Source organism: Salmonella sp. NW645 (assembly GCF_051703725.1).
In the GTDB taxonomy this organism is placed as follows: domain Bacteria; phylum Pseudomonadota; class Gammaproteobacteria; order Enterobacterales; family Enterobacteriaceae; genus Salmonella; species Salmonella enterica.
On sequence record NZ_JAMMKR010000010.1, the window covers coordinates 95226 to 112771 of the forward strand.

General features: G+C 53.4%; 20 protein-coding genes. 12 read left to right on the forward strand and 8 right to left on the reverse strand.

Annotation, left to right across the window (positions count from 1 at the left end):
* The first annotated feature begins 9 nt into the window (after positions 1-9).
* From fdxH to fdhE, 3 genes are read left to right on the forward strand one after another with little or no spacing between them, the layout of a single operon-like run.
* Positions 10-912 (forward strand): formate dehydrogenase subunit beta, encoded by a 903-nt coding sequence (fdxH, locus tag NA389_RS19395; protein WP_079917109.1) that lies wholly within the window; start codon positions 10-12, stop codon positions 910-912.
* Positions 909-1544, forward strand: coding sequence for a formate dehydrogenase cytochrome b556 subunit (gene fdoI, locus NA389_RS19400; RefSeq protein WP_000829025.1), 636 nt, complete (start codon positions 909-911; stop codon positions 1542-1544). Before fdxH ends, fdoI begins: the two co-directional genes overlap by 4 nt.
* Positions 1541-2470, forward strand: coding sequence for a formate dehydrogenase accessory protein FdhE (gene fdhE / locus NA389_RS19405; RefSeq protein WP_000027730.1), 930 nt, complete (start codon positions 1541-1543; stop codon positions 2468-2470). Before fdoI ends, fdhE begins: the two co-directional genes overlap by 4 nt.
* 46 nt (positions 2471-2516) lie before the next feature.
* On the opposite strand, the gene NA389_RS19410 is transcribed toward fdhE, so the two are convergent.
* Both NA389_RS19410 and NA389_RS19415 read right to left on the reverse strand, forming a co-directional pair.
* Positions 2517-2807 (reverse strand): helix-turn-helix domain-containing protein, encoded by a 291-nt coding sequence (locus NA389_RS19410; protein WP_000362050.1) that lies wholly within the window; start codon positions 2805-2807, stop codon positions 2517-2519.
* A complete protein-coding gene (locus NA389_RS19415) occupies positions 2808-3119 on the reverse strand; it encodes a cytotoxic translational repressor of toxin-antitoxin stability system (protein WP_001159633.1) in 312 nt (103 codons plus the stop codon).
* A gap of 217 nt (positions 3120-3336) precedes the next feature.
* On the opposite strand from NA389_RS19415, the gene NA389_RS19420 reads away from it, so the two are divergent.
* The 3 genes from NA389_RS19420 to NA389_RS19430 all read left to right on the forward strand — a co-directional run bounded on the left by NA389_RS19420 (position 3337) and on the right by NA389_RS19430 (position 5106).
* Entirely contained in the window at positions 3337-4266 is a 930-nt protein-coding gene (locus tag NA389_RS19420; protein ID WP_079917110.1) for an alpha/beta hydrolase, read from the forward strand.
* An 85-nt stretch (positions 4267-4351) separates the two neighbouring features.
* Positions 4352-4663: a type II toxin-antitoxin system HigB family toxin gene (locus tag NA389_RS19425; RefSeq protein WP_000558166.1), complete on the forward strand. Its 312-nt coding sequence runs from the start codon at positions 4352-4354 to the stop codon at positions 4661-4663.
* Positions 4660-5106 (forward strand): helix-turn-helix domain-containing protein, encoded by a 447-nt coding sequence (locus NA389_RS19430; protein ID WP_001259011.1) that lies wholly within the window; start codon positions 4660-4662, stop codon positions 5104-5106. Before NA389_RS19425 ends, NA389_RS19430 begins: the two co-directional genes overlap by 4 nt.
* Positions 5107-5120: 14 nt before the next feature.
* Here NA389_RS19430 and fabY read toward each other — a convergent pair whose 3' ends face one another.
* The 6 genes from fabY to NA389_RS19460 form a co-directional block, all read right to left on the reverse strand.
* Complete coding sequence (fabY, locus tag NA389_RS19435) at positions 5121-6062, reverse strand: fatty acid biosynthesis protein FabY (RefSeq protein WP_001518251.1); 942 nt, start codon at positions 6060-6062, stop codon at positions 5121-5123.
* A 44-nt stretch (positions 6063-6106) separates the two neighbouring features.
* The gene (dtd, locus tag NA389_RS19440) at positions 6107-6544 is read right to left on the reverse strand and encodes a D-aminoacyl-tRNA deacylase (protein WP_000560969.1); all 438 of its coding nucleotides are present in this window, start codon (positions 6542-6544) and stop codon (positions 6107-6109) included.
* Complete coding sequence (locus tag NA389_RS19445; protein WP_000921423.1) at positions 6541-7413, reverse strand: virulence factor BrkB family protein; 873 nt, start codon at positions 7411-7413, stop codon at positions 6541-6543. Before NA389_RS19445 ends, dtd begins: the two co-directional genes overlap by 4 nt.
* Positions 7407-8006: a glucose-1-phosphatase gene (gene yihX / locus NA389_RS19450; RefSeq protein ID WP_000965695.1), complete on the reverse strand. Its 600-nt coding sequence runs from the start codon at positions 8004-8006 to the stop codon at positions 7407-7409. Before yihX ends, NA389_RS19445 begins: the two co-directional genes overlap by 7 nt.
* A gap of 190 nt (positions 8007-8196) precedes the next feature.
* On the reverse strand, positions 8197-9000 hold the full coding sequence (locus NA389_RS19455; protein WP_000059693.1) for a DeoR/GlpR family DNA-binding transcription regulator: 804 nt from the start codon (positions 8998-9000) through the stop codon (positions 8197-8199).
* Between the two features lie 33 nt (positions 9001-9033).
* Complete coding sequence (locus tag NA389_RS19460; RefSeq protein ID WP_001636271.1) at positions 9034-9930, reverse strand: sugar kinase; 897 nt, start codon at positions 9928-9930, stop codon at positions 9034-9036.
* 164 nt (positions 9931-10094) lie between these two features.
* Between NA389_RS19460 and yihU the strand changes: the two genes are divergently transcribed.
* From yihU to NA389_RS19490, 6 genes are read left to right on the forward strand one after another with little or no spacing between them, the layout of a single operon-like run.
* Positions 10095-10991 carry a sulfolactaldehyde 3-reductase gene (yihU, locus tag NA389_RS19465; protein WP_000268248.1) on the forward strand — a complete coding sequence of 299 codons (897 nt, stop codon included), beginning with the start codon at positions 10095-10097 and terminating at the stop codon, positions 10989-10991.
* A gap of 22 nt (positions 10992-11013) precedes the next feature.
* Positions 11014-11892, forward strand: a complete 879-nt coding sequence (yihT, locus tag NA389_RS19470; protein WP_001067413.1) for a sulfofructosephosphate aldolase — start codon at positions 11014-11016, stop codon at positions 11890-11892.
* Between the two features lie 15 nt (positions 11893-11907).
* Positions 11908-13149 carry a sulfoquinovose isomerase gene (gene yihS, locus NA389_RS19475; protein ID WP_000870942.1) on the forward strand — a complete coding sequence of 414 codons (1242 nt, stop codon included), beginning with the start codon at positions 11908-11910 and terminating at the stop codon, positions 13147-13149.
* Between the two features lie 3 nt (positions 13150-13152).
* A complete protein-coding gene (locus NA389_RS19480) occupies positions 13153-14010 on the forward strand; it encodes an aldose-1-epimerase (RefSeq protein WP_015406200.1) in 858 nt (285 codons plus the stop codon).
* A gap of 43 nt (positions 14011-14053) precedes the next feature.
* Positions 14054-16090, forward strand: coding sequence for an alpha-glucosidase (locus tag NA389_RS19485; protein ID WP_001087032.1), 2037 nt, complete (start codon positions 14054-14056; stop codon positions 16088-16090).
* 45 nt (positions 16091-16135) lie between these two features.
* Positions 16136-17518 (forward strand): MFS transporter, encoded by a 1383-nt coding sequence (locus NA389_RS19490; RefSeq protein WP_023217553.1) that lies wholly within the window; start codon positions 16136-16138, stop codon positions 17516-17518.
* The last annotated feature ends 28 nt before the right edge of the window (positions 17519-17546 follow it).

Here is a 17546-nt window from a genome sequence, read left to right on the forward strand (position 1 = left end):
AGACGACCTATGGCTTATCAATCGCAAGACATCATTCGTCGTTCCGCCACTAACGGTTTCACCCACGCGCCCCAGGCGCGGGACCACCAGGAAGAGGTGGCGAAACTCATCGACGTCACCACCTGTATCGGCTGTAAAGCGTGTCAGGTGGCGTGCTCCGAGTGGAACGACATCCGTGATGAAGTGGGCAATAACGTCGGGGTGTATGACAACCCGGCGGACTTAACCGCGAAATCCTGGACGGTGATGCGCTTCTCGGAAGTGGAACAGAACGACAAACTGGAGTGGCTGATCCGTAAGGATGGCTGTATGCACTGCGCCGATCCAGGCTGCCTGAAAGCCTGTCCGGCGGAAGGGGCGATCATTCAGTACGCTAACGGTATTGTCGACTTCCAGTCCGAGCAGTGTATCGGCTGCGGCTACTGTATCGCTGGCTGCCCGTTCAACGTGCCGCGCCTCAACCCGGAAGACAACCGCGTCTATAAATGTACGCTGTGCGTTGACCGTGTGGTGGTCGGCCAGGAGCCGGCCTGCGTGAAGACCTGTCCAACCGGCGCCATTCATTTTGGCTCGAAAGAGGATATGAAAACGCTGGCGGGCGAGCGGGTGGCGGAACTAAAAACCCGTGGTTATGACAATGCGGGTCTGTACGATCCGGCGGGCGTAGGCGGTACGCATGTCATGTACGTGCTGCATCATGCCGACAAGCCGAATCTGTATCACGGTCTGCCGGAAAACCCGGAAATCAGCGAAACCGTTAAGTTCTGGAAAGGCGTCTGGAAACCGCTCGCCGCGTTCGGTTTTGCCGCGACCTTTGCCGCCAGCGTCTTCCACTATGTCGGCGTCGGTCCGAACCGCGCGGAAGAGGAAGATGACAACCTGCATGAAGAGAAAGACGAGGTGCGCAAATGAAACGACGTGACACCATCGTGCGCTATACGGCGCCGGAACGCATCAACCACTGGATCGTCGCCTTCTGCTTCGTGCTGGCGGCGGTGAGTGGGCTGGGCTTTTTATTCCCATCCTTCAACTGGTTGATGCATATCCTGGGCACCCCACAACTGGCGCGAATTCTGCACCCGTTTGTGGGCGTGGTTATGTTTGCCTCGTTCATCATCATGTTTTTCCGTTATTGGCACCACAATCTAATCAATCGGGATGATATCTTTTGGGCGAAGAATATTCGTAAGATCGTCGTCAACGAGGAAGTGGGTGACACCGGGCGTTATAACTTCGGTCAGAAATGCGTATTCTGGGCGGCGATTATCTTCCTGGTGCTGCTGCTGGTGAGCGGGGTAATTATCTGGCGTCCGTACTTTGCGCCTGCTTTCTCAATCCCGGTGATCCGATTCGCGTTAATGTTGCATTCTTTTGCCGCAGTAGCGTTAATTGTGGTTATCATGGTGCATATCTACGCCGCCCTTTGGGTGAAAGGCACCATTACCGCGATGGTGGAAGGCTGGGTAACCCGGTCGTGGGCGAAGAAACATCACCCGCGCTGGTACCGAGAAGTCCGCAAGACAACGGAAAAAGAAACTGAATGAGTATTCGCATAATCCCGCAAGATGAGCTGGGGTCGAGCGAGAAACGTACGGCGGATATGATTCCGCCGTTATTGTTCCCCCGACTCAAAAACGTCTACAACCGCCGCGCCGAACGTCTGCGCGAGCTGGCTGAAAATAACCCGCTGGGCGATTACCTGCGCTTTGCCGCGCTTATCGCGCACGCGCAGGAAGTGGTGCTGTACGACCATCCGCTGGAGATGGATCTGACCGCACGTATTAAAGAAGCGAACGACCAGGGCAAGCCGCCGCTGGATATCCACGTGCTGCCGCGTGATAAGCACTGGCAAAAACTGCTGCATTCGTTAATTGCCGAGCTAAAACCCGAGATGAGCGGCCCGGCGCTGGCAGTGATCGAGAACCTGGAGAAAGCCTCAGAGCAGGAGCTGGAGCAGATGGCCAGCGCGCTGTTTGCCTCGGATTTTGCCTCCGTCAGCAGCGATAAAGCCCCGTTTATCTGGGCCGCGCTCTCCCTTTACTGGGCGCAAATGGCCAGCTTGATTCCAGGCAAAGCCCGCGCGGAATACGGTGAAGCGCGCCAGTATTGCCCGGTGTGCGGTTCGATGCCGGTCTCCAGCATGGTGCAGATCGGCACCACGCAGGGGCTGCGTTATCTGCACTGTAACCTGTGCGAAACCGAATGGCATGTCGTGCGCGTAAAATGCAGTAACTGCGAACAGAGCCGCGACTTACACTACTGGTCGCTGGAAAATGAGCAGGCTGCGGTGAAAGCCGAAAGCTGCGGCGATTGCGGGACTTACCTGAAGATTCTGTATCAGGAAAAAGACCCGAAAGTAGAAGCAGTGGCCGACGACCTCGCCTCGCTGGTGCTGGACGCGCGCATGGAACAGGAGGGCTTCGCCCGCAGTTCCATCAACCCGTTCCTGTTCCCTGGCGAAGGGGAATAAGTTCTCTGGTATACCGGCTAGCAATCTACGTTAGCCGGATCATTGCTCAATAACGCAATGCTTGTATAACGTTTCTCGGGTCGTTGGCAATGGCGCGAAGTAACGCTTTGGCTGGCCCTGTCGGTGAACGTCTTCCTTGCTCCCAGTTGCGCAGCGTATCCACGTTGACCGAAATCAGTTCTGCAAACTTAGATTGCGACAACCCAGATGCCTGCCGTATTTCTTTAATCTTCATTGCATCAATATGAAAAGTACGAGAAGGCTCACGGGTCCCTTCAATGATTTCATTCATTTGAGACATACTTTGAGTTAATCGCTCAAATAACACTTTATCCATCTACCACCTCTCATTCAGCATACGAAGCACCGCTTTTTCCTGCGGCGTGAGATCATCTTTAATGCCTTTTTGATAAATCAGAAGCAAGCGAACCTCATACCGTTGACTACGATGAAAATAGATAATTCGCACGCCACTACGCTTTCCTTTGCCTCGCGATCCCCAGCGCATTTTTCTCAGGCCGCCCGTTTCCTGAATGACATCACCACAATCTGGATGCTGAGCCATAAAAACCTGAAGCTTATGGTATTCATCATCATCGAGCAGTTTTTTAACATCTTCAGTAAAGAGTTCCGTTTCTATAAATTGCATATTCCATACGCCATTGGCTTATAGTAGTGAAAATAATCTATACGTCAATGGCGTATAGCATCATCGTTTCACAGTACAAAAATTAAAAACCCAGCGCCAACCGCATTCCATTTTTTGCGAACCTCTATCCAGAATCATTATCCCCTCATTTCACCACTTTCCATCCCCAACAAATCAGGTTATAAACTGTACATACATACAGCTTAAGGAGCCTTATATGCCACTGGAAAAAGGAATTGCCGAACTGGTCGCCGGGTTTATCGCTGCGGGCCGCCCCTCTTCACGAGAGCAGAATATTGATGACCGGAGAGCGGGTTATATTGCCAGCACGTCGCTGGCGGGTGAGAAAGAAATTCGGGTGAGTTCGGAAGATATCGTGCTGGAAGGGATGACATTTCGCGTCGTTTCGCCGCCAAACGCATCCGGTTCTCTACCCTGTATCCTCTACTATCACGGCGGCTGTTTTGTTAGCGGCGGCTTTCTGACTCATGACCCCCAGCTACGGCAACTGGCCTGGAAAAGCGGCTGTAAGGTGATTGCCATTCAGTATCGTCTTGCGCCAGAACACACCTTCCCTGCGGCTCATGACGACGCTGAACGCGGGGCCAATATCGTCCATCAATACGCGGAGCAGTTAGGCATCGATCGTGAACGTATCACGCTTGCTAGCGACAGCGCAGGCGGGCACTTGGCATTGGTCAGCGCGCTACGCCTGAAATCCACCGCCCACTGGTCTCCGGCGAAGCTGCTGTTGATCTACCCGATGCTTGACGCTACTGCCAGTTTCCCCAGCTATGCCAGCAACGGGCAAGACTACATCATCACCCGCGATACGCTGTTATCGGGTTTCGAAATGTATCTCCAGGATACCGACCTCCGCCACCCGGAAGCCAGTCCGATATGGCGTGAAGATTTTGCCGGTTTACCGCCGGTGCATATCCTCACCGCAGAGTTCGACCCACTGCGTGATGAAGGCGAAGCGCTATATCACCGTCTGAACGACCAGGGTGTGGAATGTACTTGCCAGCGCTATCTCGGCGTTATCCACGGGTTTTTCCAGCTCGGAGGCGTGAGCCAAGCGGCACGAAGCGCCATGCGAGATGTGGCCTGGCGTGTTGTAAGTCCATCAACAGGCAAAATGACCTAAAATTCAATTTTGTTTTCAACTTGAAAACTGGATAACGTTGCGCTAAATTGTTTTCAGGTTGAAAACTTTGTAATGGAACTACATTGTGCATGTTATCAGCCGAAAACCGTTCAATGAAGCGATGCTCATGTATCCAAACCATGAGCTTGCTCTCACTGAGTTGCTGAATGTTCTGGAGAAAAAAACATTCACTCAGCCTGAAGAGATGAAGCGGTATATTCCTTCACTGGATAATTTTAAGTACAGAGATAAATGGTGGGTGATTGATGTTTCTGGTAACAGCCTGAGACTCATTTCCTACATAGATTTCAGGTTACATAAGATATTTGTGAAACATATCGTTTCCCATGCCGAATATGACAAACTGACCGCATATTATCGGGGTAATAAAGAATGAGAACTCATCGTCAGATGGATGCAACCAGCGCAAAAAAGATCGTTGATACCTTCAGCGATGCGGTAAAAACCGTCCCACTGATGGGGGAAGACCGAAATGACAATGAGTATCGCAGGGCACTAGCGCTAGTGGAGTTTCTGGTCGACCACGACGATCTTGAAAACCCACTATTTGAATTGCTCTGTGCCCGAATCAGTGAATACGAAAAACATGCGCCGGAATTCAAAGCACTCAACCAACACCTGGAGAAAACGCCCCCTGGCGTTTCAGTATTGCGAACGCTCATGGATCAATACGGTCTCAAAGCAGCAGATCTTGCCAACGAACTTGGTTCTAAATCGAACGTCAGCAACATCTTAAATGGCCGCAGAGCACTAACGGTTAATCATATTAAAGCGCTTACACAACGCTTTAAACTACCAGCGGATGCCTTCATCGAGTAGTTGGATATGTCCAGCTACTCCTCCTCGTTGCCGCCCTCTTCATACGGGCCGAACGGTTTCGCGGGTAGTACGATATAAATGCCTTCGAAAATTGCCCCAGCGGTCTCGCCGCCCAACAGTTCAACCTGCAACTGGACTCGCGCTTTTTTACCCCGCGCCAGCCTGTCCAAATCACCGCTTAGCGAGCCCAAATCAGCCACGGCGTTTGGCTTTCCGCTAATCGGTTTACTGTAGCGAATATGGGCGTCAGCAAGAATAATCGTCCCGCCCAGGTGGCGTTCACGGAGCATCAGCCAGATAAGTCCCCATCCGGTCAGCGTCGCCAGGGAGAACAGGCTGCCGGCAAACACCGTGTGATGCGGATTTTGATTACCGGTTTCCGGCATCGTGGTAATAAATTTTTGCCCGGTGTACTGCTGAATGCGCACCCCCATCTTTTCGCTCAATGGAATGTGCTCATACCAGGCCTGCTGAAGCTGCCCGCACCAGTCACCGCGATGCAGGATATCATCCAGCGATGCTACCGGTTTAATCATCAGAAAATGGCGGATTGGCGTGGTTGTGGGCGTAGTAATCTCCCCCTGATTGACAAATCCGAGTTTGGCAAAGAACTCAACCGCATCTTCGCGCGCGCTGCAGGTGACGCGCTTAACGCCTTCCTGGCGGGCAACAGACTCCAGGGTCATCGCCATTAATGTCCCCAGCCCTTTATCCTGTACCGAGGGATGTACAGCCATAAAACGAATAGACGCCTCGTTATCTGCATTGATATACAGGCGGCCCACTGCAACTAAGTTTCCTTCTTCGTCCACCACCATTTGATGGTGCGCCAACGCATCCCAGCCATCCCGTTCCGACCCTTTCGGCTGGTGCAGCGGTTTACGCAGCATCTCCCAGCGAAACTGGTAGTAACGTTCTAATTCTTCTTCTGTTTGCGGAACTCGAAGGTGATACATAGCCGTACTCTCTCTTGTTATCCGCGGCCACGCCGGAAGCTGACTCATACCTGGAGCCAGAATGTCACGGGACCGTCATTAACCAGCTCAACCTGCATATCGGCAGCGAAGCGTCCGGTTTGCGTGTTTATCGCCTGCTGGCGGCAGCGTTCGACAAAATATTCATAAAGCGCCTGCGCGCGATCCGGCGCAGCCCCGCCGGAAAAGCTTGGTCGCATACCGCGCTCGGTATCTGCCGCCAGCGTAAACTGCGACACCACCAGCACGCTGCCGCCAGCCTGTTGTACATTCAGATTCATCTTGCCGTCAGCATCGCTGAAGATACGGTATCCCAGCACGCGCTCGCACAGACGATTCGCTTTTTGTTCGTCATCTTCTTTTTCGACACCCAATAACACCAAAAGTCCTGGGCCGATTTCACCCGTCACCTCGTCCTCCACGGTGACGCTGGCACGGGTTACGCGTTGAATTAATGCAATCATGGTTGGTCAGCTTCTTCTTGTTCTGCGGCTTGTTTGAGTTTTCGGTATTCCCCGAGAGTGACAGTTATTTCTGCGCCAAGCAAGACTATACACCAGGTCCAGTATACCCAGACAAACAGGATAGGGATCACTGCCAGTACGCCATAAATGAGCTGATATGACGGGAACATGGTGATATAAAGCGCGAAACCTTTCTTCCCGGCCTCGAACAGCAACGCTGCGACAAACGCGCCGACAAGGGCGTCACGGTTCGGTACGCGAGTTGTTGGGACAATACTGTAAAGTAACCAGAATGAGATCCACGAGAGCAGCAGCGGAAGGATGCGCAATACATTGTCGATGACCGTATTCAGATCGCTGGCCCAGCGTAAAGAAAGCAGGTAGGAGCTGATCGCCAGGCTGGCGCCAGCGAGAAGCGGGCCGAGCGTGAGGATCATCCAGTACACCGCAAAAGAGTACACTTTTGGCCGTGTGCGTTTGCTGCGCCAGATAGTGTTTAAGGCGCTATCAATGGCGTACATCAACAGCAATGCCGTCACAATCAGTCCACAGGCGCCCACCGCCGTCATTTTGTTGGAGTTAGCGACAAACTGCTCAATATAGCGCTGAATCACGTCTCCGGTGGCTGGCATAAAGTTAGCAAAAATAAAATGGCGTAACTGAATGCTGACATCAGAAAACATCGGAAAAGCAGCGAAAAGGGCAAAAACGACGGCAATAAGCGGTACTAAGGAGAGTAATGAGACATAGGCGAGATTTCCCGCCAGAGTCGTCATATTATCCTCATCGATACGCTGCCATAATAGCTTGAGCCAGGCCCGAACAGGGCGCGTATGGCGTCCAGCTTTTTGGTGAACGGTTTTTAGCATAACAGCTTCGCGAAGTAGTCAGGGATGGTGGCTTTATCCTTCACCAGAATGCTGGTGATCCCCAACTGGTTGGCCCCTTCTATATTATCGGCATTGTCGTCGAAAAAGACCGCATCGGCAGCGGAAAAACCTTCTTTCTGCAGGACGTGCTGATAAATACGCGCTTCCGGCTTACGCATTCCCAAATCCTGCGATAAATAGATATGGTCGGCGGCAGCGCGCACCTCCGGGTATTCCTCCGGCCAGAAGTGGGTATGCAGTCGGTTAGTATTGGATAGCACCACCACGCGATGCCCCTGCTCGCGCAGTTTATGCATGATAGCAATCACTTCGGGCCGTAATCCGACAAATACCGCCTGCCAGCCGTGCGCAAATTGTTCATAACTGAGCGATAACGCCATTTCATGACAGAAAGCTTCAGCAAACGCTTCGTCCGTTATCTCACCGCGTTCATGTTGGTGAAAAGTCTCGCCCATCGTAAATTTTTGCTTCAGCGAAGCCAGCGGTACTCGACTCAGATCGCTCCACACACCTAATACGCGGTTAAAGTCGATGTCGACAATCACATTACCTAAATCAAAGATGTAGAGCATGTCATTCTCCTTGCTAACCGGGGATGAATAACTGTAGCGGGAAAGGAGAAGTTTGACTATGTATCCCTTTATAAATCAATTAACAAAAAGACAATAGAAACGCAGACGATGCCCAATATCGCCTGCATCACAGCGCCGTTTTATTGGCCGGATAAAGCGCTGACGCGACCCTCCGGCGCAAGGGCGCTTGTCACGCTGAAACGGCGTCGTCCAGCGAAGGACTCACCTGAACCACTTCGATTTGCTGGGATTGAAGTAAATTCTGTAATGCCGGACCGGGATACTCGTCCGTAAACAGAGCGGTAATCTGTGACACATTGCCGATCTCAACCGCCGCAGAAGCATGGTATTTCGTATGATCGGCGGCCAGCAGAATATGTCGCGAGTGGGCCATCATGGTTTTCACTACGCTGGCTTCGTTGACATCAAACTCCAGTAACGCGCCATCGCTCTCTATCGCGCCTACGCTGGTGACGAGATAGTCAGCCCGGAACCCCGCCACAAACGCCGCCGCGGATGGCCCGATAATGCCGCTATTATGCGGGCGCAGCGTGCCGCCAGGCACCATCACTTCAAAGCGAGGGTTATTATAAAGAATGTGCGCGACGCGCAGGCTATTGGTGATAATGCGCAGATGATTATGGTTGAGCAGCGCGCGCGCCACCTGCTCAACCGTCGTTCCAATCGTGATAAATATCGTGGAGCCATCCGGAATATAGTCAGCCACGGCTTCCGCAATGGCTTTTTTCTCTTGCGTCCAGGAGACCTCTCGCTGCTCAAAGGCGGTATTGACCACACTGGACGCTCTGCCGGCGCCGCCGTGATGACGCGTAATCAGCCCCTGCTCGCTTAATTTACGAATATCGCGGCGAACCGTCTGGGTAGAGACCTCCAACAAACTGGCTAACTCATCGATATTCATATAGCCGCGCTCATCAATTAGCATTAACAGCCGATCGTGTCGCGGATTACCGGTCAGTTCGGTAAGACTCATGAGCATTCCTCTAAAAGCTTCCTACTGCTCATATTATACAAAAAGTGACAAGAAAGATCGGGTTTGCTCACAATCAGGGATACCCGCCCGGCCACCTGGGCGCGTACACTTCAGCGCGGCAACGCCGCTGGCGAATCTGACAGCCTCTTCGATGGCGTATCCGCTTGCCAGGCCAAATGCCAGTGCGCCATGAAAAACATCGCCCGCGCCGGTAGTATCCACCACCTCCACGGTAAAACCCGGTTGGTGGCGTACCGCCGCTTTTTCCAACCAGTTGCAGCCTTCACTGCCTCGCGTGACATAGACATGTCCATTTGTGAGCATTTGTGCTTTTTTTAGCGCATCAATGGCTTCGCTCATCCCCGTCAGGCGTGCCAGCCCTGGCTCGGAGAAGGCGGCGTGGTCGCTTAACGCCACCAGCTCGCTAATATCCTGCGGCGTAATATCGCCATCAAGAACAGTCATGACGCCAGCCTGACGCGCCAGCGTAAACGCCTGTTTTGCGCCGTCATGCCAGCGCACATCCGCCAACACCACATCCCACTGCGAAAAATCGATGTCGTTAAGCCAGCCGGCGTCAGGCAATAAATCCGGGCTGGGATAATTAACGATAATCCGCTCTCCTTTGGCATCCACCATAATCGCTGACTGCGACGACCTGGCCTGCGTGTAGCGGCGGGTATAGCGGGTATTTACCCCCAGGGATTCCAGTTCCGCCAGCAGGCTGTTTCCGGTGTCGTCATCGCCCACACGGCCAATAAAGTCCACCTGCGCGCCCAATTTCGCCGCAGCCACGGCAGCGGTCGCCGCAGGCCCGCCGCCCACTTCCGTATAGCGCTTCGCCACATATTTACCCCCTTCTGTCGGTAATCCTTCCACGTAATAGATGCGATCCATCACGGTAATACCTACACAAGCAATACGAACCATGGTCATTCCTCAAGCATTTTCGATGTGCTCATTTTAATTTCACGAAATGTTTAAAAAGTGACGGCTGTCAATTTTTTGACTATAAATTACAAATACGATCACAAACAGACAGAAAAAGGCTCATTAATGACAAAAAATGACACCACCGTGTTCAGGAGAACGATATGGCAGTTATAGCATTTATCGGGTTGGGACAGATGGGCTCTCCTATGGCGAGCAATCTGCTAAAGCAGGGCCATCAACTCAGCGTCTTCGATGTTAATCCCGACGCCGTACAGCGTCTGGTAGACAAAGGCGCGCAACCTGCAAGCAGCCCGGCTCAGGCAACCATCGGCGCTGAATTTGTTATCACCATGCTCCCGAACGGCGATCTGGTTCGTTCCGTTTTGTTTGGCGAGCAAGGCGTTTGTGAAACCCTTTCCCGTGAAGCGCTGGTCATTGATATGTCCACTATTCATCCGTTGCAAACCGATAAGCTGATTGCCGACATGCAGAGCAAAGGGTTCAGCATGATGGACGTGCCGGTAGGCCGGACATCCGACAACGCGATTACCGGCACATTGTTGCTGCTGGCAGGCGGTACGGCGGAGCAAGTAGAGCGCGCTACCCCTGTTCTGATGGCGATGGGTAATGAGCTGGTCAACACCGGCGGCCCGGGAATGGGTATTCGCGTAAAACTGATCAACAACTACATGAGTATTGCGCTAAATGCGCTCTCCGCCGAAGCCGCCGTGCTGTGTGAAGCGCTGGGGCTTTCCTTCGACGTGGCTTTAAAAGTGATGAGCGGCACTGCCGCAGGCAAAGGGCATTTCACCACCACCTGGCCGAATAAAGTGATGAAAGGGGATCTGTCTCCCGCCTTCATGATCGATCTGGCGCACAAAGATCTTGGCATCGCGTTGGATGTCGCCAATCAACTGCACGTACCGATGCCGCTCGGTGCCGCCTCCCGGGAAGTTTATAACCTGGCGCGGGCCGCAGGCCGCGGTCGGGAAGACTGGAGCGCCATCCTGGAACAGGTGCGCATCAGCGCCGGGCTGACCGCCAACGTAAAAAAGTAACGACTGTATAAAGGAAAATTGAATGAACAACTACACCATCAAAGACATTACGCGAGCGTCCGGCGGGTTTGCCATGCTGGCTGTCGATCAGCGCGAGGCGATGCGTTTAATGTTTGCTGCTGCTGGTGCGAAAACACCCGTTGCCGATAGCGTGCTGACGGATTTCAAAGTGAATGCGGCGAAAATTCTTTCCCCGTATGCCTCTGCCGTTCTGCTGGATCAGCAGTTCTGTTATCGCCAGGCCGTAGAACAAAACGCGGTCGCTAAAAGCTGCGCCATGATCGTCGCGGCGGATGATTTCATCCCGGGCAACGGTATTCCCGTTGATAACGTTGTCATTGATAAAAAAATTAATGCGCAGGCGGTAAAACGGGATGGCGCGAAAGCCTTAAAACTGTTGGTGCTGTGGCGCAGCGACGAAGACGCGCAGCAGCGTCTGGATATGGTCAAAGAATTCAATGAATTATGTCACTCCAATGGTTTGCTGAGCATTATCGAACCGGTTGTACGCCCGCCGCGCTGCGGCGACAAGTTCGATCGCGAGCAGGCGATTATCGATGCGGCCAAAGAGCTGGGCGACAGCGGCGCCGATCTTTACAAAGTTGAAATGCCGCTCTACGGCAAAGGCGCGCGTTCCGATCTTCTTACCGCCTCACAACGCCTGAATGGGCATATCAATATGCCGTGGGTCATCCTCTCTTCCGGTGTGGACGAAAAACTGTTCCCTCGCGCGGTCAGGGTCGCCATGGAAGCTGGCGCATCCGGGTTCCTGGCGGGACGCGCGGTCTGGTCATCAGTGATTGGTTTACCGGATACCGAGCTGATGCTACGTGATGTTTCCGCGCCTAAATTGCAACGTCTGGGCGAGATCGTCGATGAAATGATGGCAAAACGTCGTTAATACGAGGATGAAAGAATGAAATGGTTTAACACGTTGAGCCACAACCGCTGGCTGGAGCAGGAAACCGACCGCATCTTTAATTTCGGTAAAAACGCCGTGGTGCCGACAGGCTTCGGCTGGCTGGGAAATAAAGGGCAAATCAAAGAAGAGATGGGCACCCATCTTTGGATCACGGCGCGTATGTTGCACGTTTATTCCGTGGCGGCGTCGATGGGCCGACCGGGCGCTTATGATCTGGTCGATCACGGTATCAAAGCCATGAACGGCGCGCTGCGCGATAAAAAATACGGCGGCTGGTATGCCTGCGTTAACGATCAGGGCGTGGTGGATGCCTCTAAGCAGGGTTATCAACACTTCTTCGCCCTGCTGGGCGCGGCCAGCGCCGTCACGACCGGGCATCCTGAAGCCAGGAAATTGCTGGATTACACCATAGAAGTGATTGAGAAATACTTCTGGAGTGAAGAAGAGCAGATGTGCCTGGAGTCCTGGGATGAAGCCTTTAGCAAAACCGAAGACTACCGTGGCGGCAACGCCAATATGCACGCCGTCGAAGCGTTCCTGATTGTTTATGACGTTACCCATGACAAAAAATGGCTGGATCGCGCGCTACGTATCGCGTCGGTAATTATTCATGATGTGGCGCGCAACGGTGATTACCGCGTCAATGAACACTTCGATTCACAGTGGAACCCTATCCGCGACTACAACAAAGATAATCCTGCCCACCGTTTCCGCGCCTACGGCGGTACGCCAGGTCACTGGATTGAGTGGGGCCGTCTGATGCTCCATCTCCATGCTGCGCTGGAGGCCCGCTTCGAAACGCCACCCGCCTGGCTGCTGGAAGACGCGAAAGGTCTGTTCCATGCCACTATCCGCGACGCCTGGGCGCCAGATGGCGCAGACGGCTTTGTCTACTCAGTCGACTGGGACGGTAAACCTATCGTACGTGAACGCGTGCGCTGGCCGATTGTGGAAGCGATGGGTACGGCCTACGCCCTCTACACCCTGACGGGCGATAGCCAGTATGAAGAGTGGTATCAGAAATGGTGGGACTACTGCATTAAGTACCTGATGGACTATGAAAATGGTTCCTGGTGGCAAGAGCTGGACGCCGATAACAAAGTGACCACCAAAGTGTGGGACGGCAAGCAAGATATTTACCATCTGCTGCACTGCCTGGTCATTCCTCGTCTGCCACTGGCGCCAGGCCTGGCTCCAGCGGTCGCGGCGGGTCTCCTGGATATCAACGCGAAATAGGTCATGAGGATGGCAGCCATGCACAGCGGTGGAAAAACTATTCAGCTTAATGCGGGCCATTACCAGGCGAAAATCGTCACGGTTGGCGCAGGTCTGGCGGAACTGACCCATCATGGACGCCATGTGGTCATCCCGCATAAACCGGAAGAAATACCCATGGCGCATCTGGGGAAAGTATTGATTCCCTGGCCCAATCGCGTGACAAATGGCTGCTACTCCTATAACGGCAAGGTTTTCCAGCTTGCCGTTAACGACCCGGTTTCGCAGACCGCCATTCACGGTCTGTTAGCCTGGCGAGACTGGCAGATTAATTATCAGTCGGCGACGGAAGCGTCGCTAACGATTTTTCTGCCGCCCTCTTACGGCTATCCCTTTGCGTTGATATCGGAAGTAATTTATCGGTTAGATGCCGCCAGTGGGCTGCGCGTATTGATTCGTACGCAAAACATTGGCGATGAATCAGCCCCTTATGGCGCGGGCGCACATCCTTATTTGACTTGTAATTTGCAAAGCATCGATAGCTGTGTATTAACACTGCCTGCAAGCGAAGAATTGCCCGCAGGCAGGGATTTTTCCGCATCATGCCTGCTCGGCGAAACGCGCCTTGATCATGCGGTTAAGACCGCGACGACCCCGGCTGAGTGGGAGGTCAGACTTACCAGCCCAACGCAGAACATGTCTACATTTTTACGCAGCAATCAACCCTGGCTACAGATCTATACCGGCGAAAAACTCAGCCGAAAAGGTCTCGCGGTAGAGCCTATGAGCTGCCCGCCCGATGCATTTAATTCCGGGATCGCGCTGATTCATCTTGCCCCAAAAGCGATCCATCAACTGCATTTTTCCATCGGCTGCGACTAGCCCAAATGGATTACCGAATTACCCTACATTCACGGAGATTACAATGAATTCTCTACCACAACGGTCAACCGATTTTGAACTGACAACATCACAGGATGGTTTTGCACTTAGCTGGCAGCAGCGCCTGATTTTACGCCACAGCGCCGAAACCCCCTGTCTGTGGATTGGCGCGGGCGTTGCCGACATTGACATGTTTCGCGGCAACTTCAGCATCAAAGACAAACTTAACGAGAAGATTGCATTAACGGAGGCCACGGTCAGCGAGCTACCCGACGGCTGGCTGGTACAATTCAGCCGTGGCGCAACAATTAGCGCCACCCTTCGCATCTCCGCCGATGAGGCGGGACGCCTGAAGCTGGATCTGCAAAACGACGACCTGCACCATAACCGTATCTGGTTACGCCTCGCGGCTAATCCAGACGACCATATCTACGGCTGCGGCGAACAGTTCTCTTATTTCGATTTGCGCGGCAAGCCGTTCCCGCTGTGGACCAGCGAACAGGGCGTTGGCCGTAATAAAACCAGCTATGTCACCTGGCAGGCAGACTGTAAAGAGAACGCCGGCGGCGACTATTACTGGACCTTCTTCCCGCAACCGACCTTTGTCAGCACGCAAAAATACTACTGCCACGTTGAAAATAGCTGTTATATGAATTTCGACTTCAGCGCGCCCGAGTATCACGAACTGGCGCTGTGGGAAGATAAAACTACGCTACGTTTTGAGTGTGCCGACACCTACATCGCCCTGCTGGAAAAACTGACTGCGCTGTTAGGCCGCCAGCCGGAGCTGCCGGACTGGGTTTACGACGGCGTCACGCTAGGCATTCAGGGCGGTACGGAAGTTTGCCAGCAAAAACTGGATACCATGCGCAACGCAGGCGTAAAAGTGAACGGTATTTGGGCGCAGGACTGGTCTGGTATCCGCATGACCTCCTTTGGCAAGCGCGTGATGTGGAACTGGAAGTGGAATAGCGGCAACTATCCACAGCTGGATAGCCGTATCAAACAGTGGAAAGAAGAAGGCGTCCAGTTCCTCTCTTATATCAACCCATACGTCGCCAGTGATAAAGACCTCTGCGCCGAGGCAGCGAAACACGGCTATCTGGCGAAAGACGCCACGGGCGGCGACTATCTGGTCGAGTTTGGCGAATTCTATGGCGGCGTGGTCGATCTGACCAATCCTGAAGCTTACGACTGGTTCAAAGACGTCATCAAAAAGAACATGATCGCGCTCGGCTGCAGCGGCTGGATGGCGGATTTCGGCGAATATCTGCCGACCGACACGTATCTGCACAACGGCGTCAGCGCCGAGATCATGCATAACGCCTGGCCTGCGCTGTGGGCGAAATGTAACTACGAAGCGCTACAGGAGACCGGCAAGCTCGGCGAGATCCTGTTCTTTATGCGTGCGGGTTACACCGGCAGTCAGAAATATTCCACCATGATGTGGGCTGGCGACCAGAACGTTGACTGGAGCCTTGATGATGGTCTGGCCTCTGTCGTGCCTGCGGCATTGTCGCTGGCGATGACCGGCCATGGTCTGCATCACAGCGATATCGGCGGCTACACCACCCTGTTTGACATGAAACGCAGCAAAGAGTTGCTGCTGCGCTGGTGCGATTTCAGCGCCTTTACGCCGATGATGCGCACCCATGAAGGCAACCGCCCCGGCGATAACTGGCAGTTCGACGGCGACGCGGAAACTATTGCCCACTTTGCCCGCATGACCACCGTCTTTACCACGCTGAAACCGTATCTCAAGCAGGCGGTGGCGCAAAACGCGGCTACCGGTCTGCCGGTCATGCGTCCGCTATTCCTGCACTACGAGAACGATGCCGCAACCTACACCCTGAAATATCAATATCTGCTCGGTCAGGATCTGCTGGTCGCGCCGGTTCATGAGCAGGGGCGTTGCGACTGGACGCTGTACCTGCCGGAAGATCACTGGGTGAATATCTGGACCGGCGAAGCTCACCACGGCGGTGAAATTACCGTGGATGCGCCCATTGGCAAGCCGCCGGTCTTCTATCGCGCGAAGAGCGAGTGGGCTTCACTTTTTGCTTCTTTACGGAATATCTAATACGGCTCGCCCGCAGGGAAACCTGCGGGCAGATGGAGAAGAATAATGAGTCAAACATCATCAAATCCGGCAACCCTACGCTTGCCGTTTAAAGAAAAACTTGCCTATGGACTGGGGGATTTAGGTTCCAATATCCTGTTAGATATCGGGACCCTCTATTTACTCAAATTTTATACCGATGTGCTGGGTTTACCAGGGACTTACGGCGGGATCATTTTCCTGATCGCCAAATTTTTCACCGCATTTACCGACATGGGTACCGGCATTATGCTCGACTCGCGGCGTAAAATTGGTCCGAAGGGCAAATTCCGCCCGTTCGTGCTTTACGCGGCATTTCCGGTAACGCTACTGGCGATTGCTAACTTTGTCGGCACACCGTTTGAGGTGACGGGAAAAACCGTCGTCGCAACGATACTGTTTATGCTGTACGGGCTGGTTTTCAGCATGATGAACTGCTCGTATGGCGCGATGGTGCCGGCGATTACCAAGAACCCGGATGAACGCGCCTCGCTTGCTGCCTGGCGCCAGGGAGGCGCCACTCTCGGCCTGCTGCTGTGTACCGTTGGCTTTGTGCCGGTCATGAACCTGATCGAAGGCAATGCCCAACTCAGCTATATTTTCGCCGCCACGCTATTTTCATTGTTTGGCCTGCTATTTATGTGGCTGTGCTACGCCGGCGTTAAAGAGCGCTACGTCGAAGTGAAACCTGTCGATAAAGCGCAAAAGCCCGGATTATTGCAGTCGTTCCGCGCCATCGCCGGTAACCGTCCGCTGTTTATTCTGTGTATCGCCAACCTTTGTACTCTCGGCGCCTTCAACGTCAAACTGGCGATTCAGGTTTATTACACACAGTACGTTCTTAACGACCCGATCCTCCTCTCCTGGATGGGCTTCTTTAGCATGGGCTGTATTTTTATCGGCGTCTTTTTGATGCCCGGCGCAGTAAGGCGTTTTGGCAAGAAGAAAGTCTATATCGGCGGGCTGTTAATATGGGTGGCGGGCGATCTGCTCAACTACTTCTTTGGCGGCGGCTCGGTCAGTTTTGTCGCCTTCTCCTGCCTGGCGTTCTTCGGTTCCGCCTTCGTCAACAGCCTGAACTGGGCGCTGGTTTCCGACACGGTGGAGTACGGTGAATGGCGCACCGGCGTCCGCTCGGAAGGGACGGTTTACACCGGCTTCACCTTCTTCCGTAAGGTCTCCCAGGCGCTGGCAGGGTTCTTCCCCGGCTGGATGCTGACGCAAATCGGTTATATCCCGAATGTGGTGCAATCGGCAGGCACCGTCGAAGGCCTACGCCAGTTGATCTTTATTTATCCTTGCGTGCTGGCGGTCATCACCATTATTGCGATGGGCTGTTTCTACAACCTCAACGAAAAGATGTACGTGCGAATTGTGGAAGAGATTGAGGCCCGGAAACATACGGTTTAACAACAATAAAATATAACGCCCTGCGGGG